The 23456-nt window shown below is 57.2% G+C and carries 20 protein-coding genes; 7 read left to right on the top strand and 13 right to left on the bottom strand.

The window, feature by feature from the left end; genetic code table 11:
- The first annotated feature begins 68 nt into the window (after nt 1-68).
- Nucleotides 69-920: an ATPase gene (locus RYC17_RS05655; RefSeq protein WP_316887753.1), complete on the top strand. Its 852-nt coding sequence runs from the start codon at nt 69-71 to the stop codon at nt 918-920.
- 163 nt (nt 921-1083) lie between these two features.
- On the top strand, nt 1084-1791 hold the full coding sequence (locus RYC17_RS05650; protein WP_316902651.1) for a hypothetical protein: 708 nt from the start codon (nt 1084-1086) through the stop codon (nt 1789-1791).
- Between the two features lie 71 nt (nt 1792-1862).
- Here RYC17_RS05650 and RYC17_RS05645 read toward each other — a convergent pair whose 3' ends face one another.
- From RYC17_RS05645 to RYC17_RS05635, 3 genes are read right to left on the bottom strand one after another with little or no spacing between them, the layout of a single operon-like run.
- Nucleotides 1863-2912, bottom strand: coding sequence for an alkene reductase (locus tag RYC17_RS05645; RefSeq protein WP_002555001.1), 1050 nt, complete (start codon nt 2910-2912; stop codon nt 1863-1865).
- Between the two features lie 21 nt (nt 2913-2933).
- Nucleotides 2934-4100 carry an MFS transporter gene (locus tag RYC17_RS05640; RefSeq protein WP_005734688.1) on the bottom strand — a complete coding sequence of 389 codons (1167 nt, stop codon included), beginning with the start codon at nt 4098-4100 and terminating at the stop codon, nt 2934-2936.
- A gap of 28 nt (nt 4101-4128) precedes the next feature.
- Nucleotides 4129-4443 (bottom strand): ArsR/SmtB family transcription factor, encoded by a 315-nt coding sequence (locus tag RYC17_RS05635; RefSeq protein WP_002554999.1) that lies wholly within the window; start codon nt 4441-4443, stop codon nt 4129-4131.
- Nucleotides 4444-4607: 164 nt separating this feature from the next.
- On the opposite strand from RYC17_RS05635, the gene RYC17_RS05630 reads away from it, so the two are divergent.
- A complete protein-coding gene (locus RYC17_RS05630; protein WP_005734687.1) occupies nt 4608-5207 on the top strand; it encodes an ACP phosphodiesterase in 600 nt (199 codons plus the stop codon).
- Here the strand turns inward: RYC17_RS05630 and RYC17_RS05625 are convergent.
- Together RYC17_RS05625 and olsB are read right to left on the bottom strand one after the other, a co-directional pair.
- Nucleotides 5165-6001, bottom strand: coding sequence for a lysophospholipid acyltransferase family protein (locus RYC17_RS05625; RefSeq protein ID WP_004656418.1), 837 nt, complete (start codon nt 5999-6001; stop codon nt 5165-5167). The two genes, RYC17_RS05630 and RYC17_RS05625, sit on opposite strands and share 43 nt — an antisense overlap.
- Entirely contained in the window at nt 6001-6756 is a 756-nt protein-coding gene (gene olsB / locus RYC17_RS05620; protein ID WP_005734685.1) for an L-ornithine N(alpha)-acyltransferase, read from the bottom strand. The genes RYC17_RS05625 and olsB overlap by 1 nt, the downstream gene beginning before the upstream one ends.
- A 313-nt stretch (nt 6757-7069) precedes the next feature.
- Between olsB and RYC17_RS05615 the strand changes: the two genes are divergently transcribed.
- The 4 genes from RYC17_RS05615 to RYC17_RS05600 all read left to right on the top strand — a co-directional run bounded on the left by RYC17_RS05615 (nt 7070) and on the right by RYC17_RS05600 (nt 10333).
- Nucleotides 7070-8176 carry a serine hydrolase gene (locus RYC17_RS05615; protein ID WP_316902632.1) on the top strand — a complete coding sequence of 369 codons (1107 nt, stop codon included), beginning with the start codon at nt 7070-7072 and terminating at the stop codon, nt 8174-8176.
- Entirely contained in the window at nt 8173-8511 is a 339-nt protein-coding gene (locus RYC17_RS05610) for a hypothetical protein (protein WP_058409267.1), read from the top strand. The genes RYC17_RS05615 and RYC17_RS05610 overlap by 4 nt, the downstream gene beginning before the upstream one ends.
- A gap of 81 nt (nt 8512-8592) precedes the next feature.
- A complete protein-coding gene (locus RYC17_RS05605; protein WP_122259160.1) occupies nt 8593-9174 on the top strand; it encodes a YceI family protein in 582 nt (193 codons plus the stop codon).
- A 1-nt stretch (nt 9175) separates the two neighbouring features.
- Nucleotides 9176-10333: a phospholipase D-like domain-containing protein gene (locus RYC17_RS05600; protein WP_058409266.1), complete on the top strand. Its 1158-nt coding sequence runs from the start codon at nt 9176-9178 to the stop codon at nt 10331-10333.
- Nucleotides 10334-10374: 41 nt separating this feature from the next.
- Here the strand turns inward: RYC17_RS05600 and RYC17_RS05595 are convergent, their stop codons facing one another.
- The 8 genes from RYC17_RS05595 to RYC17_RS05560 form a co-directional block, all read right to left on the bottom strand.
- Nucleotides 10375-10608 (bottom strand): DUF6124 family protein, encoded by a 234-nt coding sequence (locus tag RYC17_RS05595; RefSeq protein ID WP_002554991.1) that lies wholly within the window; start codon nt 10606-10608, stop codon nt 10375-10377.
- Between the two features lie 567 nt (nt 10609-11175).
- Entirely contained in the window at nt 11176-11616 is a 441-nt protein-coding gene (locus RYC17_RS05590) for a type VI secretion system amidase immunity protein Tai4 (RefSeq protein WP_316902631.1), read from the bottom strand.
- A 28-nt stretch (nt 11617-11644) separates the two neighbouring features.
- Nucleotides 11645-12079 carry a type VI secretion system amidase immunity protein Tai4 gene (locus RYC17_RS05585; RefSeq protein WP_058400752.1) on the bottom strand — a complete coding sequence of 145 codons (435 nt, stop codon included), beginning with the start codon at nt 12077-12079 and terminating at the stop codon, nt 11645-11647.
- The gene (locus RYC17_RS05580; RefSeq protein ID WP_058400753.1) at nt 12079-12579 is read right to left on the bottom strand and encodes a type VI secretion system amidase effector protein Tae4; all 501 of its coding nucleotides are present in this window, start codon (nt 12577-12579) and stop codon (nt 12079-12081) included. Before RYC17_RS05580 ends, RYC17_RS05585 begins: the two co-directional genes overlap by 1 nt.
- Nucleotides 12580-12630: 51 nt before the next feature.
- A complete protein-coding gene (locus tag RYC17_RS05575; RefSeq protein ID WP_044294441.1) occupies nt 12631-13119 on the bottom strand; it encodes an Hcp family type VI secretion system effector in 489 nt (162 codons plus the stop codon).
- A gap of 213 nt (nt 13120-13332) precedes the next feature.
- On the bottom strand, nt 13333-16158 hold the full coding sequence (locus RYC17_RS05570) for an RHS repeat-associated core domain-containing protein (RefSeq protein ID WP_227447949.1): 2826 nt from the start codon (nt 16156-16158) through the stop codon (nt 13333-13335).
- Between the two features lie 134 nt (nt 16159-16292).
- Entirely contained in the window at nt 16293-19106 is a 2814-nt protein-coding gene (locus RYC17_RS05565) for an RHS repeat-associated core domain-containing protein (protein WP_316902650.1), read from the bottom strand.
- Nucleotides 19096-23439 (bottom strand): SpvB/TcaC N-terminal domain-containing protein, encoded by a 4344-nt coding sequence (locus tag RYC17_RS05560; protein WP_316902630.1) that lies wholly within the window; start codon nt 23437-23439, stop codon nt 19096-19098. Before RYC17_RS05560 ends, RYC17_RS05565 begins: the two co-directional genes overlap by 11 nt.
- Between the last annotated feature and the right edge of the window lie 17 nt (nt 23440-23456).

Here is a 23456-nt window from a genome sequence, read left to right as displayed (position 1 = left end):
GTGAGATTGGTTACGCGCTGTTGTTATACTGCCCGACTTTGGTTTAACAGCTTCCTGAAGGGTTATTCATGCGCAACGATCCATACGATGACGTCGATGACGTTCCCAGCCTGAGCGCCAAGGACGATGATGACGACTTCGCGCCGGGCAATGGTGCACGCGAACGCACCACGGTCTATTCGCGTACCACACCGGTGGTCAAGGTAAAGGGGCCGAACACAGGACCGTTATGGGCGTTGGTCGGCGCGCTGTTCATTGCCTTTTGTGGTCTGGGCTGGTGGAGCTTTCAGCAAGTTTCTCTCATGGAGCAGCAATTGGTCGCCACTCAGGAGAGCTTTGCGCGCATCAGCGAAGAAGCGGCGGGACGCCTGCAGGATATTTCCGGCAAAGTCGTTGCGACCGAGGCGCTGTCCAGCGATGGCGAGGCGCTCAAGCAGCGCATCAAGCTGCTGGAAGCGCAACTGGAAGATCAGGACAAACAGCGCGAGGGCGTTGAAGGCCAGCAGGGCAGTCTCGACAAGCGCCTGGAGCAGATGGCCGCGCAAACCGCCCAGCAGCACAGTGAAAGCGCGCAGTTGCAGGAGCAGCTCAAAAGCGTCGTCGCTGAGCTGACCACGCTGAAAGCCGCGCTGCCCGATCTGAAAACCGCACAGGCCGATCAGGGCAAGCTGGATGCGCAGATCAAAAGCGTGGCAGCCGATGTTGCGACACTGAAGAAACAGGGCAACCCGTCGGCTGCTGTCGAGCGCCTGGAACAGGACCTGATGGTCATGAAAAGCGAGCAGGAAAACCGCCCGGCCCCTTCAGCAGAGGCCAATACTGCCGAGTTCGACGCGTTTCGTGCTCAGGTCACCCGCAATATCAATACCCTCACCAGCCAGATCCAGAATCTGTCGCAACAGCTCAACGCGCGTCGTTGAAGGCGAGACTTGCCGGCGGCTGGCCATAGCAGATAGCCGCTGGCAAATTTCCTGACATTTTTTTGTACTCGTTAAATAGATATGTGCTTGCCAATGGAGGGAAGGCTTACGCTTGCCTGACTGTTAAATAAATGGAGTTTCAATAATGAATGGAATCAATGAGATGTACGCCGATACCCCGCAAGAAACGACCGAAAATTACATCCCGGCTGAAGACTCAGGCCAGGGAGTAGACGAAGTTGCCAGGACGCCGTTGCCCACTTACGCCGAAGTACCGGGTTATCCGGAGGATTTGCTACTCCAGCGGGCCAAGCCACCGGTGAAGTTCAAACCGCCTGTAAAGCCACCTGTAAAACCTCCGGTCAAGGTGACAGGTCCGGTGAGACCGCCTGTGAAACCCTCGATCAAGGTGAAAAAGCCAGTGAGGCCACCTGTAAAACCGCCTGTTAAACCGGTTATCAAACCACCCGTTGCGCGAAAGTTACCGCCGGCCCCTGAGGCACCTTCGCGCCTGGACAAGCTGCTGGCAATCATCAACACGGGCACCGGTGTTTTACAACTGATCCACCCGCTCAACAGTGTCTTCAACCCGGATGGTACGGTCAGCTATCCGAATGGAAGTGTTGCGGCGGCAGATGGCCAGTCCTTGAAGCACACGGATGGCACTGTTCAACACCTGGATGGCACCACCGTGCGTGCCGACGGTTCGGTCGAGCACCCCGGCGGCGATGTTCAACACAAGGACGGGACCTGGGTCATGGCAGATGGCTCTGTCAACTACCCCGACGGTCGCTGGAAGTTAACGGACGGCACGATCACTGATGCCGAAGGCAATGTGCTAGGTACAGTCGGGCCTGAGGCTAAGCTGTAACAGCAATAAGTACGGGCGATAAAAAACCCTGGCTCTTGCGAGTCAGGGTTTTTTGCTGTTGCAGCGCCGTGTTACAGGCGTGGGTAGTCGATATAGCCGACCGGCCCTTTGCCGTAGAACGTTTCGGGATGCGCTTCATTCAGAGGTGCATCGCTGGCCAGGCGCTCAGGCAGGTCCGGGTTGGCGATATAAGGCACACCAAATGCGATAGCGTCGGCCTTGCCTTCTGCCAGCCAGGTATTTGCGGTGTCCTTGGTGAATTTTTCATTGGCGATGTAGACGCCTCCGAAATCCTTCTTCAACTGCGGGCCGAGGCTGTCTTCGGCGTCACGCTCACGGGCACAGATGAACGCGATACCGCGCTTGCCAAGCTCTTTGGCCACGTAGCTGAAGGTTTCAGTGCGGTTAGCATCGCTCATGTCGTGCATGTCGAAGCGAGGCGAAAGGTGTACGCCCACGCGACCAGCGCCCCACACCTCAATGACCGCATCAGTCACTTCCAGCAGCAGACGGGCACGGTTTTCTACCGAACCGCCGTACTCGTCAGTGCGCTGGTTGGAGCCGGTCAGCAGGAATTGTTCCAGCAGGTAGCCGTTGGCACCGTGTACTTCCACGCCGTCGAAGCCCGCAGCCTTGGCGTTTTCCGCACCGACGCGATAGGCCTCGACGATGTCACCGATTTCCGCCAGTTCAAGCGCGCGCGGGGTCGGCAGCGGGGTGATCGGGCGCATCAGGCTGACGTGGCCTTCAGCTGCGATAGCGCTAGGGGCCACCGGAGTTTCGCCGTTCAGGTACGCCGGGTGGGAGATGCGGCCAACGTGCCACAGTTGCAGCACGATGCGGCCACCAGCGGTATGCACGGCCTTGGTGATGTTGCTCCAGCCACGTACTTGATCGTTGGACCAGATGCCGGGTGTGTCCGGGTAACCAACACCCATCGGCGTGACCGATGTGGCTTCAGTCAGGATCAGGCCTGCAGAAGCACGTTGCACGTAATACTCGGACATCAATGCATTGGGCACGCGGCCTTCGTCGGCGCGGCAGCGCGTCAGTGGCGCCATGATGATGCGGTTTGGCAGTTGCAGATCGCCAATGGTGATCGGGTCAAAGATAGTCGTCATGTGTCGAATCCTCGTGATTGATCAGTGTGTAGCAGGTGCCAGATCGGGGTTGCCGGTCTGACGGAAAGTAATCAGCGTGATCAGCAGCGCGAGCACAGCCAGCATGGCTGCGGCCAACGGTACGCTGGTCAGGCCCAGGCCGTGGGCGATGACGCTGCCACCGACCCAGGCACCGAGCGCGTTGCCAACATTGAAAGCGCCGATGTTCAGGGTTGAAACCAGATTGGGCGCGGCTTTGCCGAAGGTCACCACGTTGATCTGCAAGGCGGGTACGGCGGCAAAGGCAGCGACCGCCCAGAGGAACAGGGTGATTTCAGTCGGGATCAACGCGGCGCTGGTCCAGCTGAGAGCGGTTGAGATCACCGCCATCGAAACAAACACGGCAATCAGCGTGGATGACACGCGGCGGTCGGCCATCTTGCCGCCAATCACGTTACCTGCGGTCAGGCCCAGGCCGATCAATAGCAGGGTCCAGGTCACGCCCTTGGGCGATACGCCGGTGACTTCGCCGAGCAGCGGGGCAATGTAGGTGAACAGGGTGAACATGGACGCTGAAAACAGCGCGGTCATGGTCAGCGACAGCCAGATACCGGCACCTTTCAGTGCGGCCAGTTCGGCGCGCATGTCGAGTTTTTCTTCATTGCGGTTGGTCGGCAGAAAGCGGATCAGGCCGATCAGCGCAATCACGCCGATGACTGTTACCGCCCAGAAGGTCGAGCGCCAGCCTGCGTATTGACCCAATGCAGTACCCAAAGGCACGCCCAGTACATTGGCCAGGGTCAGACCGGTGAACATCAACGCTACCGCCGAAGCGCGGCGATTGGCAGGCACCAGCCCTGCGGCAACCACTGAGCCGATGCCGAAGAACGCACCATGACACAGCGCTGTAACCACGCGGGCGAACATCAATACGTTGTAGTCACTGGCCAGTGCGCAGAGCAGGTTGCCGATGATAAAAATGCCCATCAGCGTGACCAGCGCAGCCTTGCGCGGCAGTTTTGCCGTGGCCATGGCCATGAACGGCGCGCCGACGGCCACGCCCAGCGCATAGCCGGTGACCAGCCAGCCTGCGCCGGGGATAGATACACCAAGGTCAGCCGCCACATCGGGCAGCAGGCCCATGATGACGAATTCGGTGGTGCCGATGGCAAAGGCGCTCAGGGCCAGAATAAGTAGCGAAAGAGGCACGGGGCAGCTCCTGGTAAACGTTGGAAAATCAGGTCGGGTTGTTCAGCTCTTCAACCAGCGCCTGAACGAATGCCTGTATGACTTCTTCGTTGCGTCTGAAGAAATGCCATTGGCCAACCTTCTTGCTGCTGATCAGGCCAGCGCGTTGCAAGGTCGCCAGATGGGCCGAGACAGTGGATTGGGACAATCCTGCACGCTGATCGATCTGTCCGGCGCACACGCCGTGTTCAATCGAGTATTGCTGAGCAGGAAAGCTCGCGCGGGGGTCCTTCAACCAGGTCAGGATTTCTCGGCGGACCGGATGGGCCAGGGCTTTTATTATGTCGTCGAGGTCGATAGGCATGTCGTTCTCACAGGCGGTGTAGCGATATATCGCGATAGGGCGAACCTTATATCTGTATTTCGCGATATACAAATATGATTTTGTGCTTAGGACTGGCAAAATCGCTATATCGGGTTATATCGATATATAGACCTCGGCCTTGAAAGCGGCGTAGGCTTGCAGGCATGAACTATCTGGCACATCTTCATCTCGGCGGGCATCGGCCTGCTCAATTGCTTGGCAGCCTGTATGGCGACTTCGTCAAAGGTCCGCTGTCGGGACGTTTTCCTGCAGAGCTTGAAGCGGCCATTCGGCTGCATCGCAGCATTGACGCTTTCACTGACAGCCACCCGCTGATCAAGGCTTCCATTGCCCGCTTTCCATCCCAGCGGCGACGCTATGCAGGCATTATGCTCGACGTCTTTTTCGATCATTGTCTGGCTCGCGACTGGCATCGCTATGCCGATCTGCCGCTGGACGTATTCACTGGCAAAGTCTATGGCACGCTGGCCGCCGAGCCGCAATTGCCCGAGCGGCTCGCATTGATCGCGCCGCGCATGGCCGCGCAGGACTGGCTGGGTTCGTATCGGAATTTCGACGTGCTGGGGCAAGTGCTGAGCGGGATATCGCGACGCTTGTCACGGCCCGAAGGGCTGGCCGGCGGCATGCAGGAACTGCAGGCGCTTTACCAGCCCTTGAGTGCGGATTTCGCCGAGTTCTATCCGCTATTGGAGGATTTTGCTCAGGCTGCCCTGGCCGAGCGCGAAGCTACTTCGCTCGGCTGAGCAGGCTCGCCGGATACTTGTTTACCGATCACTGACTCCCCCGTGACAGGTTCACCGAACAGCGCCACCTGAACGGCTTGCTGGGCCTTGAACGCCAGTGCAGCGCGCTCCTGATCCGCCGTCGGAATCGGGGTCAGCAGGTGAATGTGCACATCGCTCTGCTCATTGGCGAACAACCGGCGCAAATGGGACAGCAAATCGTCGTCGCCAATGAACGGGGCAATCGGGTCCGGTTTACCGTCACGCGAGTAACCGATGGCCACTGGCTGGATCGGCACGCCGGCTTCAATGGCACTGGACAGCAGGCGGCCGTGGAAGGTGCGCAGGCTTCTGCCGTCGGTGGTCGTGCCTTCCGGGAAGATCAGCAGTGCGTTGCCTTGTTGCAGGTGATTGCACATCTGCTTTTGAATCAGACGGCTGTCGCCCGACCCGCGACGAATGAACAGCGTGCCGGCCTTCAGCGCCAGCCAGCCTGCTACCGGCCAGGTCCGGACTTCGGCCTTCGACAGAAACGACAGCGGTGCCAGCATGCCCAGCAGGGCAATGTCGGTCCACGACACATGGTTACTGACCCACAGCATTGGCTGGGTTGGCAACTGACCTGTCACGGTGACGCGAAACGGCAGGGCATTGGTCAGGCGCGCCATGAACCAACGGCTCCAGCGCTGCCTGCGCTCCATCGACCCACCGATTCTGGTGCGTTCCAGAACCGCGAACGTTCCGGCAATCGTCAAGCCGAGCGCCACGACCAGCAGCACCCGGACTACGCGGGCATAGCCGCGTGCCCGGCTCATCACACGGCCGCCTTGAAGTGGCGGGCATAGCGCGGGCACAAGTCGTCGCGCTTGAGCAGGATGAACACGTCGGCCACCTGGAAGTCTTCGTCCCAGCACGGTTCGCCGCAGATCTTGGCGCCCAGGCGCATGTAAGCCTTGAGCAGTGGCGGCATCTCGCAGATCACATTGCTCGGGATATCGAGCGTCGGCAGCGGGTTTTTCGGCTCGGCGCGCAAGTGCTCGTTGCACAGGTAGCGTTCGCGCAGGCGTTGCATGATCGCGTGCGCCTGAATGCCGCCGTCGTGCATCGGGATGCTCGCGCAGCCCATCAGGTAGCTGTAGCCGCCTTCGTTCAGCACCTCGGCCAGCTCGCTCCACAACACCGCGATGGTGCCACCGTTGCGGTAGGCCGGGTCTACGCAGGTACGGCCCAGCTCAAGAATCGGACCCTGCAAATGAACCAGACCGTGCAGGCTGAATTCTTCTTCACTGTAGAAACGCCCCAACGTGCTGGCGGCCTTGTGGTCGAGCAGGCGGGTAGTGGCAACCAGACGCCCGGTGTTCAGGTCACGCACACCAATGTGCGAGCAGTGAACATCGTAATCGTCGATATCCAGGCCTTGTTCAGCACCGTTGAGACGGGCGTTGAACTCTTCGCTGAACACACTGAAACGCAACGCCTGTGCTTCCTGCAAGGCGCTCGCTCCAATCAGGCGTTCGGCCTGAAGACGACGTTCAGAAGTGTTGTCACGAATGCGGGCGATCTGGGTCATACGAATCTCCATGAGCCAGCCATGCAGAGTTTGGCTGGTTGACTGATTTGTCCAGGCGCTTTGCCGTACTTGCAGGCTAGGGAGATGGCGTGTCATGCCTGTGAAGCTTTGGTGATGGTTGTGTGACGGGCAACGCTGTGGGCATTTCCACGCTGGTGGAGCGCGAGGAACGAGCGGCGTACGAAGGATCACTATCGTGCCTATGCTCCGCGTGGGTATGCCGTTCTGGACGCTCTGCGTCCTGTCCCGGGGTAATGGCTGACTGTCATGAAGCCCTGATACGGTATGCGGATTACTCTGTAGAGGCCCTGTCATGCCGCGTAGATTTGTCCGCCTGTGTCTGGTTTTGATCCTGGGCTTCAGTGCCCAGGGCGTCGTTGCTCAAACATGGCCGGCAGAGCAATGGTCTTCTCAGCCTGCGCCGCGATCTGCGGCCATCGAAGAACTCGAGGCCTACGCCTTCCCAGCTCGCGACGACGCCACGCGCAAGGGCGTACGCACCGATGCGCTGCTGGTGATTCGTGATGGCGAAGTCGTCTATGAGCGCTATGCCGGTGTGACCACCGCGCAAACCCCGCACCTGACCTGGTCGATCAGCAAGAGCGTAATGGCGACAGTGCTGGGCGTGGCGTTTACCGAAGGGCGTTTTCAACTCAATGATCCGGTGGCGAAGTTCTACGCGCCGTTCAAGGCGCACCCCGATATCGCCATCAAAGACCTGATGCACTGGGCTTCGGGGCTGAACTGGCAGGAAGATTACGAATATGCACCACTTAACTCTTCCGTCGTCGCCATGCTCTACACCCGTGGGCGTGACGACATGGCGCGCTTCACCGCCGAGCACCGCGCAGCCAAATCCCCCGGCAAGGCGTACCTGTATTCCAGCGGCGACAGCACGGTTCTGGCTGCTGCATTGAAAAATATCGTCGGGCCACAGGCGTATGCGGATTATCCGTGGACCGCACTGTTCGACCCGCTTGGCATCCGCAGTGCCGTCTGGGAAACCGATGGCGTGGGTACATTTGTAGGATCGTCCTATGCCTACATGACTGCCCGCGACCTGGCGCGCATCGGCTTGCTGATGCAGCGCGGCGGGCAATGGCAGGCTCGGCAGTTGCTCAACAAGGAGTGGATGGACTTCGTGTTGACGCCGTTTGCAGGCGAGCAGATAGATGCCAACGTCGAAGTCCCTGGCGGCCAGTGGTGGCTCAATCGAACTGCCGATGGCGGCAGGGGGCCGTGGCCGGATGCGCCCCCTGATACCTTTGCCGCACTGGGCCACTGGGGGCAGGCGCTGTACGTGATCCCTGACCGGAAACTGGTGATCGTGCGCTATGCCGATGACCGCGACGGTAGTTACGACCACAATCAGATGCTCAAGCGCATACAGGCAGCCTTTGGCAAGGAGGGCGTGCAATGAGCAGTCGCCGAATGTTCATCCTGCGTCGACCTTTCAGCAGCCTGCTGTTGCTGATCCTTGCTGCGCTCGCGGTACTTGCCTGGCAGTACCGCGTGAACCTGCAGGCATTCCCCACCATCATCAGTGCCTACACCGCCAAGGAATACTGCTCGTGCAGGTACGTCATGAACAACCCCGAGGCGTATTGCCTGGGCTACGTCAAACAGTACGTGCCTGGCACGCTGATCGACGACAGCAGCCAGAAAAAGGTCATTGCCAACGGCCTTGGGCGAACCAGCAGTGCGTCGTGGCAGGGTGAGCGGCAAGGCTGCCGACTGTTGCCATCCGGGCCTTGATGGATTGCTGCCGAACGTCGTGGTTTGCCAGAGGTCAGACAGGCGGATAAGGTGGCCCTCAATTGCACGTCTGGAGTCTGCATGCTCACTATGAATCGCCTGCTGCTGGTCATGCTGGCCGCAGTGGCGTTACCTGCCCATGCGAACTGGTATCTGGATAACGAGTCGTCGCGGCTCTCGTTCACGTCAACCAAAAATGCCGATATTGCCGAGGTGCATCGCTTCCTTGTGCTGCATGGCAAGGTCGACCCCAAAGGGCTGGCTGAGGTGGAAGTCGAAACGGAGTCCATTAGCACCGGCATTCCCCTGCGCGACGAGCGCCTGCGGGAGCAGGTGTTTCAGGTACGCAAGTTTCCCGTTGCGCAGATCAATGCCCAGCTCGACATGCGCCCGATCAATAACCTTGCCCCCGGCGCGCAACTGGAATTGCGTTTACCACTGACCGTCAGCCTGCGCGGCAAGAGTCACAGCTATAACGCCGAACTGCTGGCGACGCGCCTCGACGAGCGCCGCTTTCAGGTTGTGACGCTCGAACCGCTGGTGATTCATGCTCAGGACTTCGATATGGTTTCGGACTTCAATGCCCTGCGCAACGCGGCAGGCTTGTCTGCGGTCAGTCTGTCAGTCCCGGTCGGGGCTGTCCTGATCTTCACGGCGCGCTGATATGAACGGTGCGATTTTCCCGTGGCGTGAAAACAACCGCTTTCAATTGCTGATTGACGGTCCTGCGTTCTTCCCGCGCATGATTGCAGCCATTGACAGGGCCGAGCAGCAGGTTGACCTGGAGCTGTACCTGGTCGAAGCCGGGGCCTGCGCCGATGCCATCGTGCGGGCGCTGGTCGAGGCGGGCAGGCGTGGTGTGATCGTGCGCTGCCTGTTCGACGACTTCGGTTCTAAAGCCTTCGACGCCGGCCTGCGCAAGCAACTGACCGATGCCGGTGTGATTCTGCGTTTCTACAACCCTATTCACTGGCGACGCGGCGTGCGCAACTTCTACCGCGACCATCGCAAATTGCTGGTGGTCGACAAGACGCTGGCGGTGGTCGGCGGTACGGGTGTAACCGATGAATTCTGGGAGCCAGACAAGGATGTCAGTCAATGGCACGAAGTGATGGTGGAAATCACCGGGCCGCTGGTTCTTGACTGGCAAGCGTTGTTCAACCGGCAGTTTCACGCCAATGCCCGACGTTTCGCCTGGCGCCCGAAAGAAAACTTTGGTCTGGATCATCTGCCCACCGTCCCGGTAGCCGGTGAAGGCCTTGGCCGTGTGGCGTACGCCGACTCTCGCCAGCACCGCGACATTCTGCAATCGCTGGTGCGCACGCTGAACACCGGGCAAAAGCGCATCTGGCTGGCAACCCCTTACTTTCTGCCCACCTGGAAAGTTCGCCGCGCCTTGCGCAGGGCAGCCTCGCGCGGCGTCGATGTACGTTTGCTGCTGACCGGGCCACGCACCGATCACCCGTCCGTACGCTACGCCGGTCACCGTTACTACCCGCGCTTGCTGCGGGCCGGGGTCAAGGTCTTCGAATACCAGCCGTGTTTTCTGCACTTGAAAATGGTCCTGATCGACGACTGGGTGAGCATCGGCTCGTGCAACTTCGACCACTGGAACCTGCGCTTCAACCTTGAAGCCAACCTCGAAGCCCTCGACCCAGGGCTGACCCGCGATGTGGTCGCCAGTTTCGAAAAAGACTTCGCCCTGAGCGCCGAAACCACACTGGCAGACTGGAAGGCCAGACCGCTCTGGCGACGCGTCAAACAGCGCTTGTGGGGCTGGATCGACCGGCTGGTGGTGAACCTGCTGGATCAGCGTAATTGAGGTGTACGCGGGGCCGAGCGTGGCCCCGGGTTGTCATCACGCTACACGATGCATTCCAGTGAGCGGTCAACCATGGCTTTGGCCATCTCGGCCATGTGCAATACCGAAAACGCCAGATCACGGCTGGTGCCCTGAGTGCTGTCGCCGGACTCATAGGCCGTCGTGATGATGCAGCGCAGCAGATCCGAAGCGTAGTTGAGCGCTTCTTCCTGGCTGACGGATGCGTTGACGGTGAACAGGGCGGTGGGCGGGTCGGGGACGATTTTATGGGGCATGTTTGCAACTCCTGATCATTGAAGGAGCCGCCCTGTTCGCTACCAAACGATCAGGGTGGCGGCCGTACGCAGGTTGGTAGACCGGTGACCAGGCAAGCCGGTGCGTCCGAAAACGCCAAGCGCACGGCCACCATAAACGCAGGCCGTAAGAATGCGCCCTGTAGAAGGTGGCGCATTGCGCACAGGTCACTCAGGTCTACCAAACCTGATCGCTGATTGGGCAGCGACCGTTGAAGGCTAGAGACCTGAATAGCCAAGCGCAAGAGGCCGGGATTTTCTCGGAAATTTCCTTCAAATGGAAGGGAGGTGTCCTGCGGTTAATTCTTACAATAGTTATCGAAAAGGTTGTTTGAGGATGTTCGCCGAGTAGGCGGGAAGTGACGGGGGCTATTTATCAATATTTAAGCAAGCAGTACATCACCGAGGGGAGACGCTAAAAAGCTATCGGATTACATTGAGTCAGCATGATGTGTCTCCGCCCTACAGATAATGTGCGGAGTAGAGTGCTTGCAATGAAAATAGCCTGTGCAGCGTTTGCCGGACAGGCTTGTTGCATGAAGAGAGTAGTTAAGGCTTTTTGATATTCTGCATGTAGGTCTGATTCGGGTGAGTCACGACCTTTTTCGTCAACGCGTCCAGTTCCTTGCTGTGATACATGTCCAGGCATTTCAATAGGTCGAATTTTATTCCCTTTATCTGGGATTCGGCCAAAGGGTTTGTGTAGTCTCTGGCGAGGTATTTTTCAACCAATGCCTTGACCGCAAGGGGGCTTTTTTCCATGTCATAGTAGGTCCAGTCACGCATCGCGCTGACACTACTGCCTGCGTCAATGCCGACGTTCACATCATATTTATAAGCGGCGGTTATGCAGGTGGCGAGGGCCATGTCCTTGTAGTTTTTTTCAAAGGTTCTGTACATTCCTTCAGGCGATGAGGTGGGGGTGTAGGCGAAGCTGTTGGATGTTGTTAAGACCAGAGATGCTGTTAGGGCCGTAAGACATGATTTCATTCTACGAACCTCCCTGTGAATATGGATGTTATTTGTAGTCCTGCATGTAGGTGTGTGTTGGATTTACGACAGTTTTTTTTGTCAAGGCATTCAGCTCCTTGCTGTGGTAAAGGTCCAAGCACTTTAAAAAGTCAAATTTCACACCTTTTATCTCGGATTCGGTTAAGGGGTTCGTATAGTCTCTGGCCAGATACTTGCTTACGAGCGCTCGAATTTCATCGGGTCCCACTTCCCAGTCGTAATTTGCCCAGTCCTCAATGGCGGTGACGCTACTTCCAGCATCTATTCCGACCTTTACGTCAGAGGCGTAAGCGTTTGCTATACAGGTAGCAAGGACCAGATCCTTGAAGTTTTGTTCATAGCTTCGGTGCATGCCCTCTGGTGATGAGGGTTTTGTATGTGCGAAGCTCTCGGTTGCCACGAGTGCGAGACAGACTGTGATGGCTGTGACAATGCGCTTCATTAAACTAAGCTCCAGAAATTTGCCATATCCGTACGGTAGTTAACGTCGGGCTCGTTAAAGTAGCAATGGTCATAGCAAATATTACCGTCAAATAACGTTGCATGGCCTTTTGCGTCTGTCCAACCCGATATTTCAAATAATATAACTCCTTTTTTTCTTGCAAGCGCTCCGCCGTCAGAGAGCGGGTGTTTGACGATCTCAGGCTTGCCCCAGTGCGTTTCCAAAAAGCTTTTTAGATTCGATACACGGAAAAAGTACTGATGCTGATCTGCGCCGGAGACTGTCTGTTTAGCTATCTTAGGTATTTTCAAACCTGAGTAGTTCAGGATGTAACTTAATCGCACAGCACAGGTGTTCCTCCACTTTGTCGAAGGATCAGGATTATTTATATTCTTCGCCACGAGCCCCCCAATCACCTCTGCCACTCGTTTTTCCGGTGCCACCGGATCATAAATATGTTGCGAAGCCGCCCAGGCGGCAGTAAAAAATGGCCGTGCCATAGTCTTTCCCTGATCGTTCTGTAAGGTTCAATGCATGAGCGTTCAAAAAAATCAGGAATAGACCTTGTTGTTGATACGGTTCCAGCCACCCGAGACATTCCCTCCACCCGCACCGTCAGATCTTTTCTGTTGTGTGTAGGTGGTTTTTATTTTTCCGTAGTTGAGGCTGATGGTTTCGCTGGGGATGCCATCATTGGCATGCTGGGTGTAGTTGGAAATGATGACTTCTTCCAGCAGCACTTCAAAGTATTTGACCTTGTCTCCGCCTGCACGATGCAGTGACAACACGACTTCTTTCAGGTGTCTGCCCGCGCACAAGGTTTCCATGAGCTTGCAGCTCGATTTGTCCAGTGATTTGGTGAACGAGAAATCACTCAAGGAAGTCCTTCCGGACGATGCACCACCGGAAGAACTCGCCGTGGCGGAAGTACTTTGATGCATGCCGAAGCCATACCCGGTGATCTCGATACAGTCCTTGTAGCGGTCATCCAGCGCTTCGCCTGGAATGCCTTCGATTTTGATGTACGCATCAAATGCCATGTTTCAAATCTCCACGTTTGATCGGTTTACGTTGCATACAGGTATCCATATGTTTCAGCAGCGTAATCTTTATTTTTATCGAATGTGGGATCAGCATCCCTTTGGTGTTGACTGAAATGTCTCTAATTTTTGTGGGAAATATAGTACAGATTAAAATGCCTTGGCTTCATTGCCTTGCTCAACGCATTGTGTAGTATCACGTTTCAAGTTTTATTATATTGAGGTTTTTCTGCCCGGGCGAACATTTGCCCAGCGGCCTTCACCATTTAGTCCGTGCCTAAGGTTTCGAAAAAAAATCGCGGACAGTGATCGTTGTTCCAATTGCGTATTATTTGTGTAAGGTGTCTCACGGTAGAAAAACTTATCATGAGGTACGGCGTATGCTTTATTTTCTTCCGCTGTTGCAGGAAGGAAGTTACGGACCAATGAGGGGCCGGTCATGTGCATGGTTAACTTCAGTCGGCTGAATAGTCCTTCACCCGGGGTACTGCGTTTCTTTTCCCACCCGTAATTTTCATTGTCATCCATCATGCCAGGGCTTCTTGTGTAAAGGTCAACAATGGTGTCCATTATTTCGCCAGCAATTTTGCCTCGGGGTGCAGAGGCGAGTATGGCGTTAGACGTCAATCCGTTTTCAATGTGTACAAGAAATCCATGGGGTGCATCGAGGCTCCCGAGCGGCTGTCCGACCGCGACATCCGCGTCCATGTACAGGCCGCCCTCCATGTAAGTTGAGGCCAGCTCTATTACATCGCTGGCTGCAGCGTAATTCTTATAAGGTCCATTTGTCTCGCGGCTATAAATCGCTTCGAGTTTCTGTGCGTTTGGGTAGGCTTGGCCCAGTGAGCTGAATAGCTTTTCAGGATTGCGCTGTATTAGCGAATCGCCATGCGCCAATGCCAGATGGCGTTCGGCAGGGTCGTTGCTTTCACTCATTACAGCCAATGGGGTTAGCAGGTGCTTTACCTTGGATGTCCACACATTGACTTGGTAGTCGGGATTTATTTCTTTAAAAAGCAGCATGTTCTGCAGGTGTGGTATTGGAATATCGCCACCTTCCCAGTAAAAATGTGCGTTAAGGGGTATGGCTACGTTACCTTTCAGGTCAACATGATTAAGAGGATTGTTTTTTAGCATTTTATACAGATTAAGGTCAGTATCCTCGCCGGATATATCCGGACTTATCCACCGCTGCAACCACGGCGCGTAATACCTGTACCCGTAATAATAAAGCCCGCTGGCATCGCGCTCCTTGCCTGAATACCGCACGGTTTTGTACTTGGCTTCCACTGCACTGCGCGCCGCCCACCAGGCCGTACCGCCAAAGGGGTAATAACTTTCCTGGCTGATCAGGCCGCCTTGCTGATCAAGCTCCAGCGTGCTCGAGCCCAGATGATCACTCAGGCTGTAACGCACCTGATCGTTCGCAATAGTGCCCGGTTTTCCAGCCTCCCAGTGCAACACCTGCACGCGGTTACGACCCGACTGAGCCGTGACGACATTAAGGATTTCGCCATCGGCTGTGGTGCGAATTTCCAGTCCCGGCACGTAGCGCACTTCGTTGACGAGGGTACGCCCCGATGCCTGCGCACGCGTGATCTTGCGGCAGCGCTGACCCTGGCCGTCATAGACATAGCGCTCTTCATCATTCGGTGCGCTTTTACGCTGCAGCAGGGTGACCAGGGCAAGTTGATTACGCACATCCCAGCGCATGGCCTGCCCGCGCACCAACTGCAGCAGATTGCCGTTGGCGTCAAAGCTCGTGACGAAATCCACTTCCCCGTCATCATCTGGCAGGCTGCGATTGCTGTCGGGAGCAACGTGCATGTTGCGGGTGAAGTTGTGTGCGCCCTCGTGGCGCATTTGCAGCAGATTGCCCGCAGCGTCGTAGCTGTAACGCTGTTTGTAGTTGCTGACCTGGCAGGGATCAATGGTGGGCAAAGGTTGCAGGCCGGGCATTTCAGGGCCATGACTGGCGCCGTTTCTGACCTCCCGGCCAGTGGCTTCAATCAACTGATACAGCGTGTCGTAACGGTAATGGCTGATCGGTTCGATAAGCTGGTTGTTGCAATACCGGTCTGGTTGAGAAGTATCGTTGACGAGCAGGATATTGCCCACCGGGTCATAGCTGTAATCGAGTTGCTGCAGCAGCGTGCCGTCAGCAGAGATCGCGCTTAGCCCGGTCAGCCGGCCGTCCTGCTGATCATAGGAGTAAAGGCTGACTACGCCATTGCCCGCTGTTTCCTGTTCGACCTGATTGAGCGCGTTGTAACGGGTATCCGCAAGCAATGCCTGCGGCTGGGAAATGCCCGCCTGCGTCAGGCCCAGGGTCTTCGATTGCCCGGCGACGGTCTGGCCGAACACCTGTCGGTTACCCATGGCATCGGCCTGCTCGATGGCTTCGCCCAGTGCATTGAATCTCCACCGACTTTGCAACGGAGCCGGCTCAAGCAAGGCATCGCGCTCGGCTTCGGCGACCGGCCAGTCCGGCACGTCGAGCGACAAAAGGAATTGCCGCGCCTCGGTCAGCAACGCCCCCTGCAATGCGTAGTCCGGGAAAAAACGTGTGCCTGCCGTATCGTCATGTCGGACGAGTTGATTGCATTGGTTATGCCCGAACGTTACGTCCATGTTGCCATAACTAAAGCGCTCGACGATCCGACCTTGTTCAATGATGGCCAAGGGACGCAACATAACGTCGTACTCAATATTTCGCTCACTGCCACGGCCGTCCCAGCTCGCCAGTCTTTGACCTGCTTCGCCCGCCAGGACAAGCTGCCGGCCAGCATCGACGCTGTTGGTCAGCAAAGAAAGGCCGGAAAGCGAATGTAGTGTGCTGATAGTGGGCAACGCATCGCTGCTCGGGCGTGGGTCTCGCTGAGCGATGATACGTCCCGCCACATCGTATGTCTGATGGGTCACGCGCTCATCGGCGGGTTGGCTTGAATCCTGTCGTAGAAAGGCGATGCCACGCACGGTGAGCGACCGTGGGTCAGTCACTGCCAGCGTTGGTGTGTGGGCATGCATAGCTCTGTTCATGACGAAACGTCCTTTTATGGGCCTGGCGTTAGCCAAGAGAGGCTTTCCATGCAGCGTGTGTCGCTATTCCATTCGATAAAATTTTTGGCGAATCACAACTTTACCCTTTCCTGGAGAGTGTGAGACTGGCGGCATCATCCAATTGAAAAACGTCGTTGAGTCGCATGTTTTTGTTCCGCATGGGACGCAAGATCCAATGCGGAAATTGCTGAAGGGGTCGCGTTACGTGCTGTGAGCCTGGCCATAGGCCCATTGAACTGCTGATTGATAACCGAGACCAGCAGAGAGATGGAGTCAGCGTTATTCAAAATGGCTTGCGCACGTGCTAAAGGGTTTTCTTCAAAAGCGCTACGATTAACGTCTACAGCGTCCGGCCCGTCCCAGACAAAACCTTCATAGCGCTTCTGAAGCCTTTGTACGGTAGCCAGAATATCAAGACGGCCGCTGTAAGATTGCGCGCCTGAGGTGCCTTCATCGGTCGTGCCCGGTACATTCATGTACCAACTATCTTGCGTAAGCAGGTGCATGTGGGATGCCTCATGAATAATGTTCCAGGCGACCATGTGAGGATGTTCATGTACAACACTGTCTCTAATGAATAAATGATGCTCTGCGTCCTCAGGATATTGCCATGCCACCGCTTTACTGTTTCGAGACCCGCCAACCCCCACGATTTTTGTACCGTCATACTGTTGAATGAACGACGTCAGCTTTCCAATACTTGAACTCAGCATGTAGAGTATTTTCGAGTCCGTATCAGGGTTGGCCTCGGCCGGGATTCTAAAGTGCCCGAGTACCGTCTCCCTTTCTTGAAGGTCCGCAAATGGAGACAGGATCTGGTTTGTTTTTTGACGAGCGAACGCGAGACTTTTTTGACTGGATGACAAGGCCACCGCGAGTGTGCCGCCAAAAACAGGGTTAAAACGAGTAATGTCTGCGAGACCCCTCGCCTGAACAGGATCACCCTGTTCCTTTGATTTATTAAGTACTTCAGAGAAGTTGAAAGGGCTCAAGCCTGTTCGATCTACCAACGTAGTGGGCGTGTTTCTTAAAAAGCAAAACAGATTCAACACATCCACATCCCCCGCCGGGTCCGGGTTTATCCAGCGTTGCAACCACGGCGCGTAATACCTGAACCCATAATAATAAAGCCCGCTGGCATCGCGTTCCTTGCCCGAGTACCGAACTGTTTTGTACTTGGCTTCTACCGCACTGCGAGCCGCCCACCAGGCCGTACTGCCGAACGGATAATAACTTTCCTGGCTGATCAGACCGCCTTGCTGATCAAGCTCCAGCGTGCTCGATCCCAAGTGATCACCCAGGCTGTAACGCACCTGATCGTTCGCAATGCCGTCCGGTTTACCGGCTTCCCAGTGCAATACCCGCACGCTGTTACGACCCGCCTGAGCGGTGATGACATGGAGGGTTTCGCCATCAGCCGTTGTGCGAATTTCCAGTCCCGGCAGGTAACGCACTTCGTCAGTCAGCGTGCGACCTGATGCCTGCGCAGTGCTGATTTTTCGGCAGCGTAGACCCTGGCCGTCATAGACATAGCGCTCGTCATCATTCGGCCCGTCCCTACGTTGCACAGTGGTGATGTGCTGCAACTGATTACGCACATCCCAGCCCATGGCCTGCCCGCGCACCAGTTGCAGCAGGTTGCCGTTGGCGTCAAAGCGCGTGGCGAAATCCACGTCCCCGTCATCGTCGGGCAGGCTGCGATTGCTGTCCGGTGCGACGTGCATGATACGGGTGAAGTTGTGCGCGCCTTCGTGACGCATTTGCAGCAGATTGCCCGCTGCATCGTAGCTGTAACGCTGTTTGTAGTTGCTGACCTGACAGGGATTAAGCGTCGAAACGGGTTGTAAACCGGGCAGCGCCGGACCATGGCTTGCCCCGTTTCTGACCTCCCGGCCTGTGGCTTCGATCAACTGGTACAACGTGTCGTAACGGTAACGGCTGATCGGTTCGATAAGCTGGTTGTCGCAATACCGGTCTGGTTGGGACGCATCGGTGACGAGCAGGATATTGCCCACCGGGTCATAGCTGTAATCGAGTTGCTGCAGCAACGTGCCGTCAGCAGAGGTCGCGCTCAGCCCGGTCAGCCTGCCGTCCTGCTGATCATAGGAATAAAGGCTGGCGACGCCATTGCCTGCTGTTTCCTGTTCAACCTGATTGAAGGCGTTGTAGTGAATGGCACTGACCAGTGTCTGCGAGTGCGTGCTGCCGTTCAGCGTCAGATCTGTGCTGTTCGACTGTCCGGCTACGTTATAAGCGGAGAGTTGGGTATTACCCTTGGCGTCGGTCTGCACAAGCGCTTCGCCCTGTGCGTTGAACGCCCAACGGGTCTGTAGTCCGACCGGCTCCAGCAGCGCATCGCGATCACGCTCGGCCGGTAGCCAGTCCGGTCCTTCGGCGACGAGCAGGAAATGTCGTGTATCGCTGAGTACCGAGCCATTCAGGCTGTAATCCTGCAGCAAGCGCGAGCCCGCCGTATCGTCATGGCGAATCAATTGATTGCATTGGTTGTGTGCCGCTGCATCTGCCTGGCCGTAGGTGAACCGCTCCACGCACCGATGCTGTTCGATGATCCTCGTCGGGCGTAGCAGCTGGTCGTACTCGAGCTGCCGCTCGGTGCCACGACCGTCCCAGCCGCCCAAAACCTGGCCCGCCTCGCCGAATAACATCAGTCGCCAGCCGGCATCGACACTCTCGGTGGCCAACGCGTTGCCGCCAAGGCTGTAGACAGTGCTCCGGTTGGCGTTGGCGAGGCGTGGATCAGTGGCGGCAATCATCCTGCCTGCCGGGTCGAAACGCTGCCTGGTAACTCTGATTGCTGCCGCTTGCGTGGCTTCGGCTCGATGAAAAAGGACTTGGCGCACGACCAGCCCACGAACCTCGGAAACGATCAATTCCGGCGTACGTGCATTTACCGCGCTACTGACCATGCCCGGCCGCCTTTCTTGCTGCCAGCACTTCCTCGGCCGTATCGTTTTCGTCCTCACTGATGGTGTACCAGACACGATAGGTCTGCCGGCGCATCCAGCCTTTGGCGGTAATGGTGATGGTCGGACGCCCCAGCGGGTCGTAGAACTGTTTGTCGACGATGTTTTGTGAGCGTATCGATGCGTCGTTCACATACCGATGACTGTTGGCGAAATATGGCCGGTAAACCCGCACTGCCAGGCCTTTATTGTTGTATTCCACCCGTTCACTGACACGCCAGCGCGGCGATGCATGGACAATTTTCGGTTGACCGTCGACCAGTTCGAGATTGCCCCAGTTATCGACAGAATAGGCGTCGCCGTCTTCCACTTTTTGGCGGGTTTGCAGGGTGCGACCGAAGCCGTCTATCGACGCCATGCTGATGCGGATTTGTGCGTCCTTATCTTCCGGGTAGCGGTCTGCAACCAAGGCAGCGGTTGCCAGCGGGATGTGAACCAGCCCCAGCGCCGTATTGCCATCGTAATAGAGCGCGCTGGCTTGTCTGTCCAGAGCGTATTCGGGTTGCAGCGCTATCTCGCTGGCCGAAGCCCAGTAATGTACGGTGCGATTGAGTGGAGGAAAGCCGACCGCCTCACCCAGTTCCGTGCCGTAAAAGCTGGTTGTCCATACCCTGCCGAAGGCGTCGTAATCGGCTTCCCGACTGTTTTGATTGGGGTCGATGATTCGTCTTGGTTGCAGCACACGATAATCATATTCAGCAGTGGTGACGCAGCCTGCCGGGTCGGTGATGCGAGTTGCGAACAGATCGTAGGCGTCGTATTCGACGAGACTCCAGCCATGACTGCGTGTAGGCCTGAACGTAGTGGGGTGAAAGAAGTGCTCTGGACCGGCGTAAATGGCAAAGCCGCGTTTTACCGACCACAGGTTCAAGCTGTCCGTCGGCAGAAAACTCGGCATTTGCTGATAGCCGATCTCGACGAGTTTTTTGGCCAGAGTGGCGCTGTCCATGACTCGCTCGTAGGCGCTCAGTGCGTGATCATCCAGTTCAGCCGTTTCAACGGCGTCAGCCAGCGCCTCAAAGGTCGCCTCGCCATCGCTGCAACCGATATAGCGTTGCACTGACAGGCTGGTGAGCGTACGTGGCAACGCTGCGAATGGACCGGACGGATCGACGAATTGCTCGTAGCTGATCTGCGCAGGCGTCAAGGCGCTTGCCGGAATGAGCATGGCATCGCCGCGTGTGCGGTAAGGCAGCCCCAGGCGCCAGCTCTGCGGGCTGTCCAGGTGAATGGCTTCGGCGCGCATTTCATTCACGTAAAACTGTTGCTGGGCCTCGTCGTGTGATGCTTCCCACCATTGTTGCTGGTGAGGGTCCGCAAAGGGTGGTGCGTCCCCCGGTTTCTTGCGCCGCGCACAGTTGAAGCTGGCTGAGTGGAGCGTCGAACCGTAGCGGTCCCACGCCAGATTCAGGCTGTGTTCGCACATCGGATCGTCCAGTTCGTCGGCCTCGTAACGATAGGTGATGACTTCCAGACTGAGCGGCAGCATCGACGCGTAGGGTCGATGCGTGCTCAGTGCTTGCAGTTGGCGAACCAGATAGCGGTTTGATCGGGTCGAGTACAGCACTGTGGTTTTTTGACTGGCATCGAGCCCGAGGACTTCGTTGCGCAGTACAGAGCCGCTCAGCGCTCGTGCCATTTCCTGCAAGGTCGCGTCATCTGCGTCTGTGACGGGCAAATCGGTTCCGGTTGTTGGGTCGAGTCGGGACAACACATGCTCGCCGGGCAAGCGAGCAGCGAGGTCGCTGCGGTCATAGTCGGTGCAGGGTCTGGCAGGGTAGCGTCCTGTGTGGAACCAGGTCTTGTTCAATACCGGAGCGGTAAAATCCTCCTGATTCTGCGACGCCGTTTCGGTGTCGGTCTGCAGGAGCAGGCCGAAGCCGCGAAATTCACGTTCCCGAGGGTCATAGAAACCCTGCCGATAGCGGAACAGCTGGGTGAGCGTATTGCCAGTGACATTGTCCTGCATGGTTTGCCTGACAACCACATGAACCGGGAACGGCAATTCCGAGACAGCAACGCTGCCAGCGGCCCGCAGCTCGTTTTTTTCGTCCAGCCATTCCTGCGCCGAACTGCGATAGCTGACTTCTCCGGCAGCACCGAGGTTGTTGTCCGAGGCCTTCAGCAAATAAGGTTTGCGGACCGTGCCTGCCCGGTCGGCCGCGTAATAAAGGCTCCAGTGCCGGGGCGTCATGTGCGGTACGGTGAGTATCAGGCTAGAGAAACCCAGGCCCAGCAGGTCGACCGCACTGAACTGGCAGAGCCGGTCATAACGCACACCCTCCGGCCACAGCTGATCGAAGGCCGCAGCCAGGCCGTTCCCGCCCTGGTTCATGAAGACCTGAAAGCAATCGGTTTGCAGGTACAGCACGTCACTGGCACCTGAGCCATCCAGGTCGGCCAGCCGTACCCTGCTGGAATCGAAGCTTTCGTAGGTGTAAGGCAGGCTGGCGAAGAGCTGCCCTTTGCCGAATTGGCCACGCCCCAGGTTCGGCCAGACGCGGATTTCGTTGTGCCGGATCCGGATCAGGTGTTGTTGCCCTGTGCCCAGCAGGTCGCTGAACGCTACCAGTTCAGTGGGACTGTCGCTGAGCAATGGCAGGCGATCCTCGTCGTGAGGAATGTCCATTGCTGCGGCGAACCCATCGGCTCGACGGTTGGCATACAGGCGAACGCTGCGTGGGCCGATCAGGGCCAGATCGGACAGCCCGTCGCCGACCAGATCCGCCATCTGGCCTTGCGGGTGGAAAAACTCTGCAGGAAAAGCCGAGAACGTTGCGTAGTTCGACCAGCTTCGGTCAGGGTTGAGCGTGAAGAATCCGGCCATTCCCGGCTGGGCGACTACCCAGTCCAGCCGCCCGTCGCCAGTCAGATCTGTGAGGGTCTGACGAACCGGTGTGGCTGAATCAGCCGTCGGTATGCGGGGTAGCAATTCACAGGCTCCGTAGGCAACGGCGTCCGCTGCGCCAGCGGTATCACGGATCGGTTCGCGATATAGCCATGCCTTGTCGTCTCGATACAGAATGCCGGGCAAGCCGTCGCCGTAGAGGTCAACCAACTGGTATTGCTGGCCGTCATTCAGGCCGGCCATGGGCTCCAGCGGCGTATAGATGCCCCACTCAAGAGTGAAGTCGGTGTATTGAAACTGCACAGGGGGTTGTTGATCGACTCGCCGCCAGTCAGTGCCATCCCAGGCTTCTGAATGCGCCGCGCTCAGCAGGCTGTAGCCGAGCGCTGTCTGAAGGTGCTCCAGCAGCAGCCGTCGGTTCAGCAGCGGTGCTTCTCCGAGCTCGTTCGGGAAGTGATGGAACATCAGAACCTGCCGACACAGGCGCAGATTACCCAGCTCAAAACCATAGGCGAAACTTGAATGCGGATCACTGCGCACGGGCCAGGTAAATTGCTCGTCATATTCGGGGGGCGGGTCACTGCGGGTGTCGCGCTGGTCATAGTCGAATATCAGGTCGAAGTGCCACAGCAAACTATCCAGCGAACCTTCTTCCCACAGGTAAAGCACAGGATGTGCCTTGGCATTGCCGTAGCGAACCCTGCTCAGGTAGCGCTGGGCGCGGAAGTTTCTCGGGTGATTCTCTGGCAGGCCCTGATGGTCTTCGGGCTTGTATTCATAGAGGATGTGCTCGCCGACGGCATTCATGCTTTCATCCAGCAACCATTCGGCAACCCGGTTCATGTCTGCCGGGTCGGCAATACGCGACGAGGTCTTCCTGCCATAGAGGTTCAGGCTGCCGTCGGCGTCGTGAATCAGCCAGAAGCCGGGATCTGTGTTGTCCACGCGCCAATGCTCAATGCGCGCAAAGGCCCCTTCGACTCTGTTGAAGTAACGCACCACCTGATAAGTCGCCGTCAAATCATGACCGTTGTAGCTGCTGACCTGAGTCGAGACAAGCGCGCCGCTGTCGTCGCGTTCCGGCAGGCAGACATCGCCTGCGGGGCCGAAAATAAGATCATCGTCGTTGTAGCCCGGTACGCCCTTGCTGGCACGACGCGCGACTTTACCGATGTTCAGGTTCCAGCCAAGCCCGAACACGCCGTTACCAGAGGTGCTTTGATAACTCAGCGACAGGGCTGGCGCGTAGCCGCGTCCAAGGCTGATAGGCAGAGTGATTTCCAGTGACGCCGCGCCACTGGTACCCACGGATCCCCAGCCCTTGCCGATGCTTTGAATCGCGCCACCGCCTTTGGGTAATGACGGAGTGGCAACAGTCGGTTGCAGGGACGGCGGCGATTGATTCTGCGATTGCGATTGAGCTTCCATGGCCCTTGCTCCCTGTC

Origin of the sequence: Pseudomonas syringae group sp. J248-6 (genome assembly GCF_032586995.1) — a bacterium.
GTDB classification, from domain to species: domain Bacteria; phylum Pseudomonadota; class Gammaproteobacteria; order Pseudomonadales; family Pseudomonadaceae; genus Aquipseudomonas; species Aquipseudomonas amygdali.
This window is presented reverse-complemented; position numbering and strand designations above follow the sequence as displayed.

What these genes read in the sequence shown, in the direction of transcription:
- RYC17_RS05580 (WP_058400753.1), bottom strand. Translation starts at nt 12,579, where the DNA reads ATGGCACGGCCATTTTTTACTGCCGCCTGGGCGGCTTCGCAACATATT.
- olsB (WP_005734685.1), bottom strand. Translation starts at nt 6,756, where the DNA reads ATGACCCAGATCGCCCGCATTCGTGACAACACTTCTGAACGTCGTCTT.
- RYC17_RS05655 (WP_316887753.1), top strand. Translation starts at nt 69, where the DNA reads ATGCGCAACGATCCATACGATGACGTCGATGACGTTCCCAGCCTGAGC.
- RYC17_RS05590 (WP_316902631.1), bottom strand. Translation starts at nt 11,616, where the DNA reads ATGAAATCATGTCTTACGGCCCTAACAGCATCTCTGGTCTTAACAACA.
- RYC17_RS05650 (WP_316902651.1), top strand. Translation starts at nt 1,084, where the DNA reads ATGTACGCCGATACCCCGCAAGAAACGACCGAAAATTACATCCCGGCT.
- RYC17_RS05630 (WP_005734687.1), top strand. Translation starts at nt 4,608, where the DNA reads ATGAACTATCTGGCACATCTTCATCTCGGCGGGCATCGGCCTGCTCAA.
- RYC17_RS05605 (WP_122259160.1), top strand. Translation starts at nt 8,593, where the DNA reads ATGCTCACTATGAATCGCCTGCTGCTGGTCATGCTGGCCGCAGTGGCG.
- RYC17_RS05585 (WP_058400752.1), bottom strand. Translation starts at nt 12,079, where the DNA reads ATGAAGCGCATTGTCACAGCCATCACAGTCTGTCTCGCACTCGTGGCA.
- RYC17_RS05645 (WP_002555001.1), bottom strand. Translation starts at nt 2,912, where the DNA reads ATGACGACTATCTTTGACCCGATCACCATTGGCGATCTGCAACTGCCA.
- RYC17_RS05600 (WP_058409266.1), top strand. Translation starts at nt 9,176, where the DNA reads ATGAACGGTGCGATTTTCCCGTGGCGTGAAAACAACCGCTTTCAATTG.
- RYC17_RS05565 (WP_316902650.1), bottom strand. Translation starts at nt 19,106, where the DNA reads ATGGTCAGTAGCGCGGTAAATGCACGTACGCCGGAATTGATCGTTTCC.
- RYC17_RS05560 (WP_316902630.1), bottom strand. Translation starts at nt 23,439, where the DNA reads ATGGAAGCTCAATCGCAATCGCAGAATCAATCGCCGCCGTCCCTGCAA.
- RYC17_RS05610 (WP_058409267.1), top strand. Translation starts at nt 8,173, where the DNA reads ATGAGCAGTCGCCGAATGTTCATCCTGCGTCGACCTTTCAGCAGCCTG.
- RYC17_RS05595 (WP_002554991.1), bottom strand. Translation starts at nt 10,608, where the DNA reads ATGCCCCATAAAATCGTCCCCGACCCGCCCACCGCCCTGTTCACCGTC.
- RYC17_RS05615 (WP_316902632.1), top strand. Translation starts at nt 7,070, where the DNA reads ATGCCGCGTAGATTTGTCCGCCTGTGTCTGGTTTTGATCCTGGGCTTC.
- RYC17_RS05635 (WP_002554999.1), bottom strand. Translation starts at nt 4,443, where the DNA reads ATGCCTATCGACCTCGACGACATAATAAAAGCCCTGGCCCATCCGGTC.
- RYC17_RS05625 (WP_004656418.1), bottom strand. Translation starts at nt 6,001, where the DNA reads ATGAGCCGGGCACGCGGCTATGCCCGCGTAGTCCGGGTGCTGCTGGTC.
- RYC17_RS05575 (WP_044294441.1), bottom strand. Translation starts at nt 13,119, where the DNA reads ATGGCATTTGATGCGTACATCAAAATCGAAGGCATTCCAGGCGAAGCG.
- RYC17_RS05570 (WP_227447949.1), bottom strand. Translation starts at nt 16,158, where the DNA reads ATGAACAGAGCTATGCATGCCCACACACCAACGCTGGCAGTGACTGAC.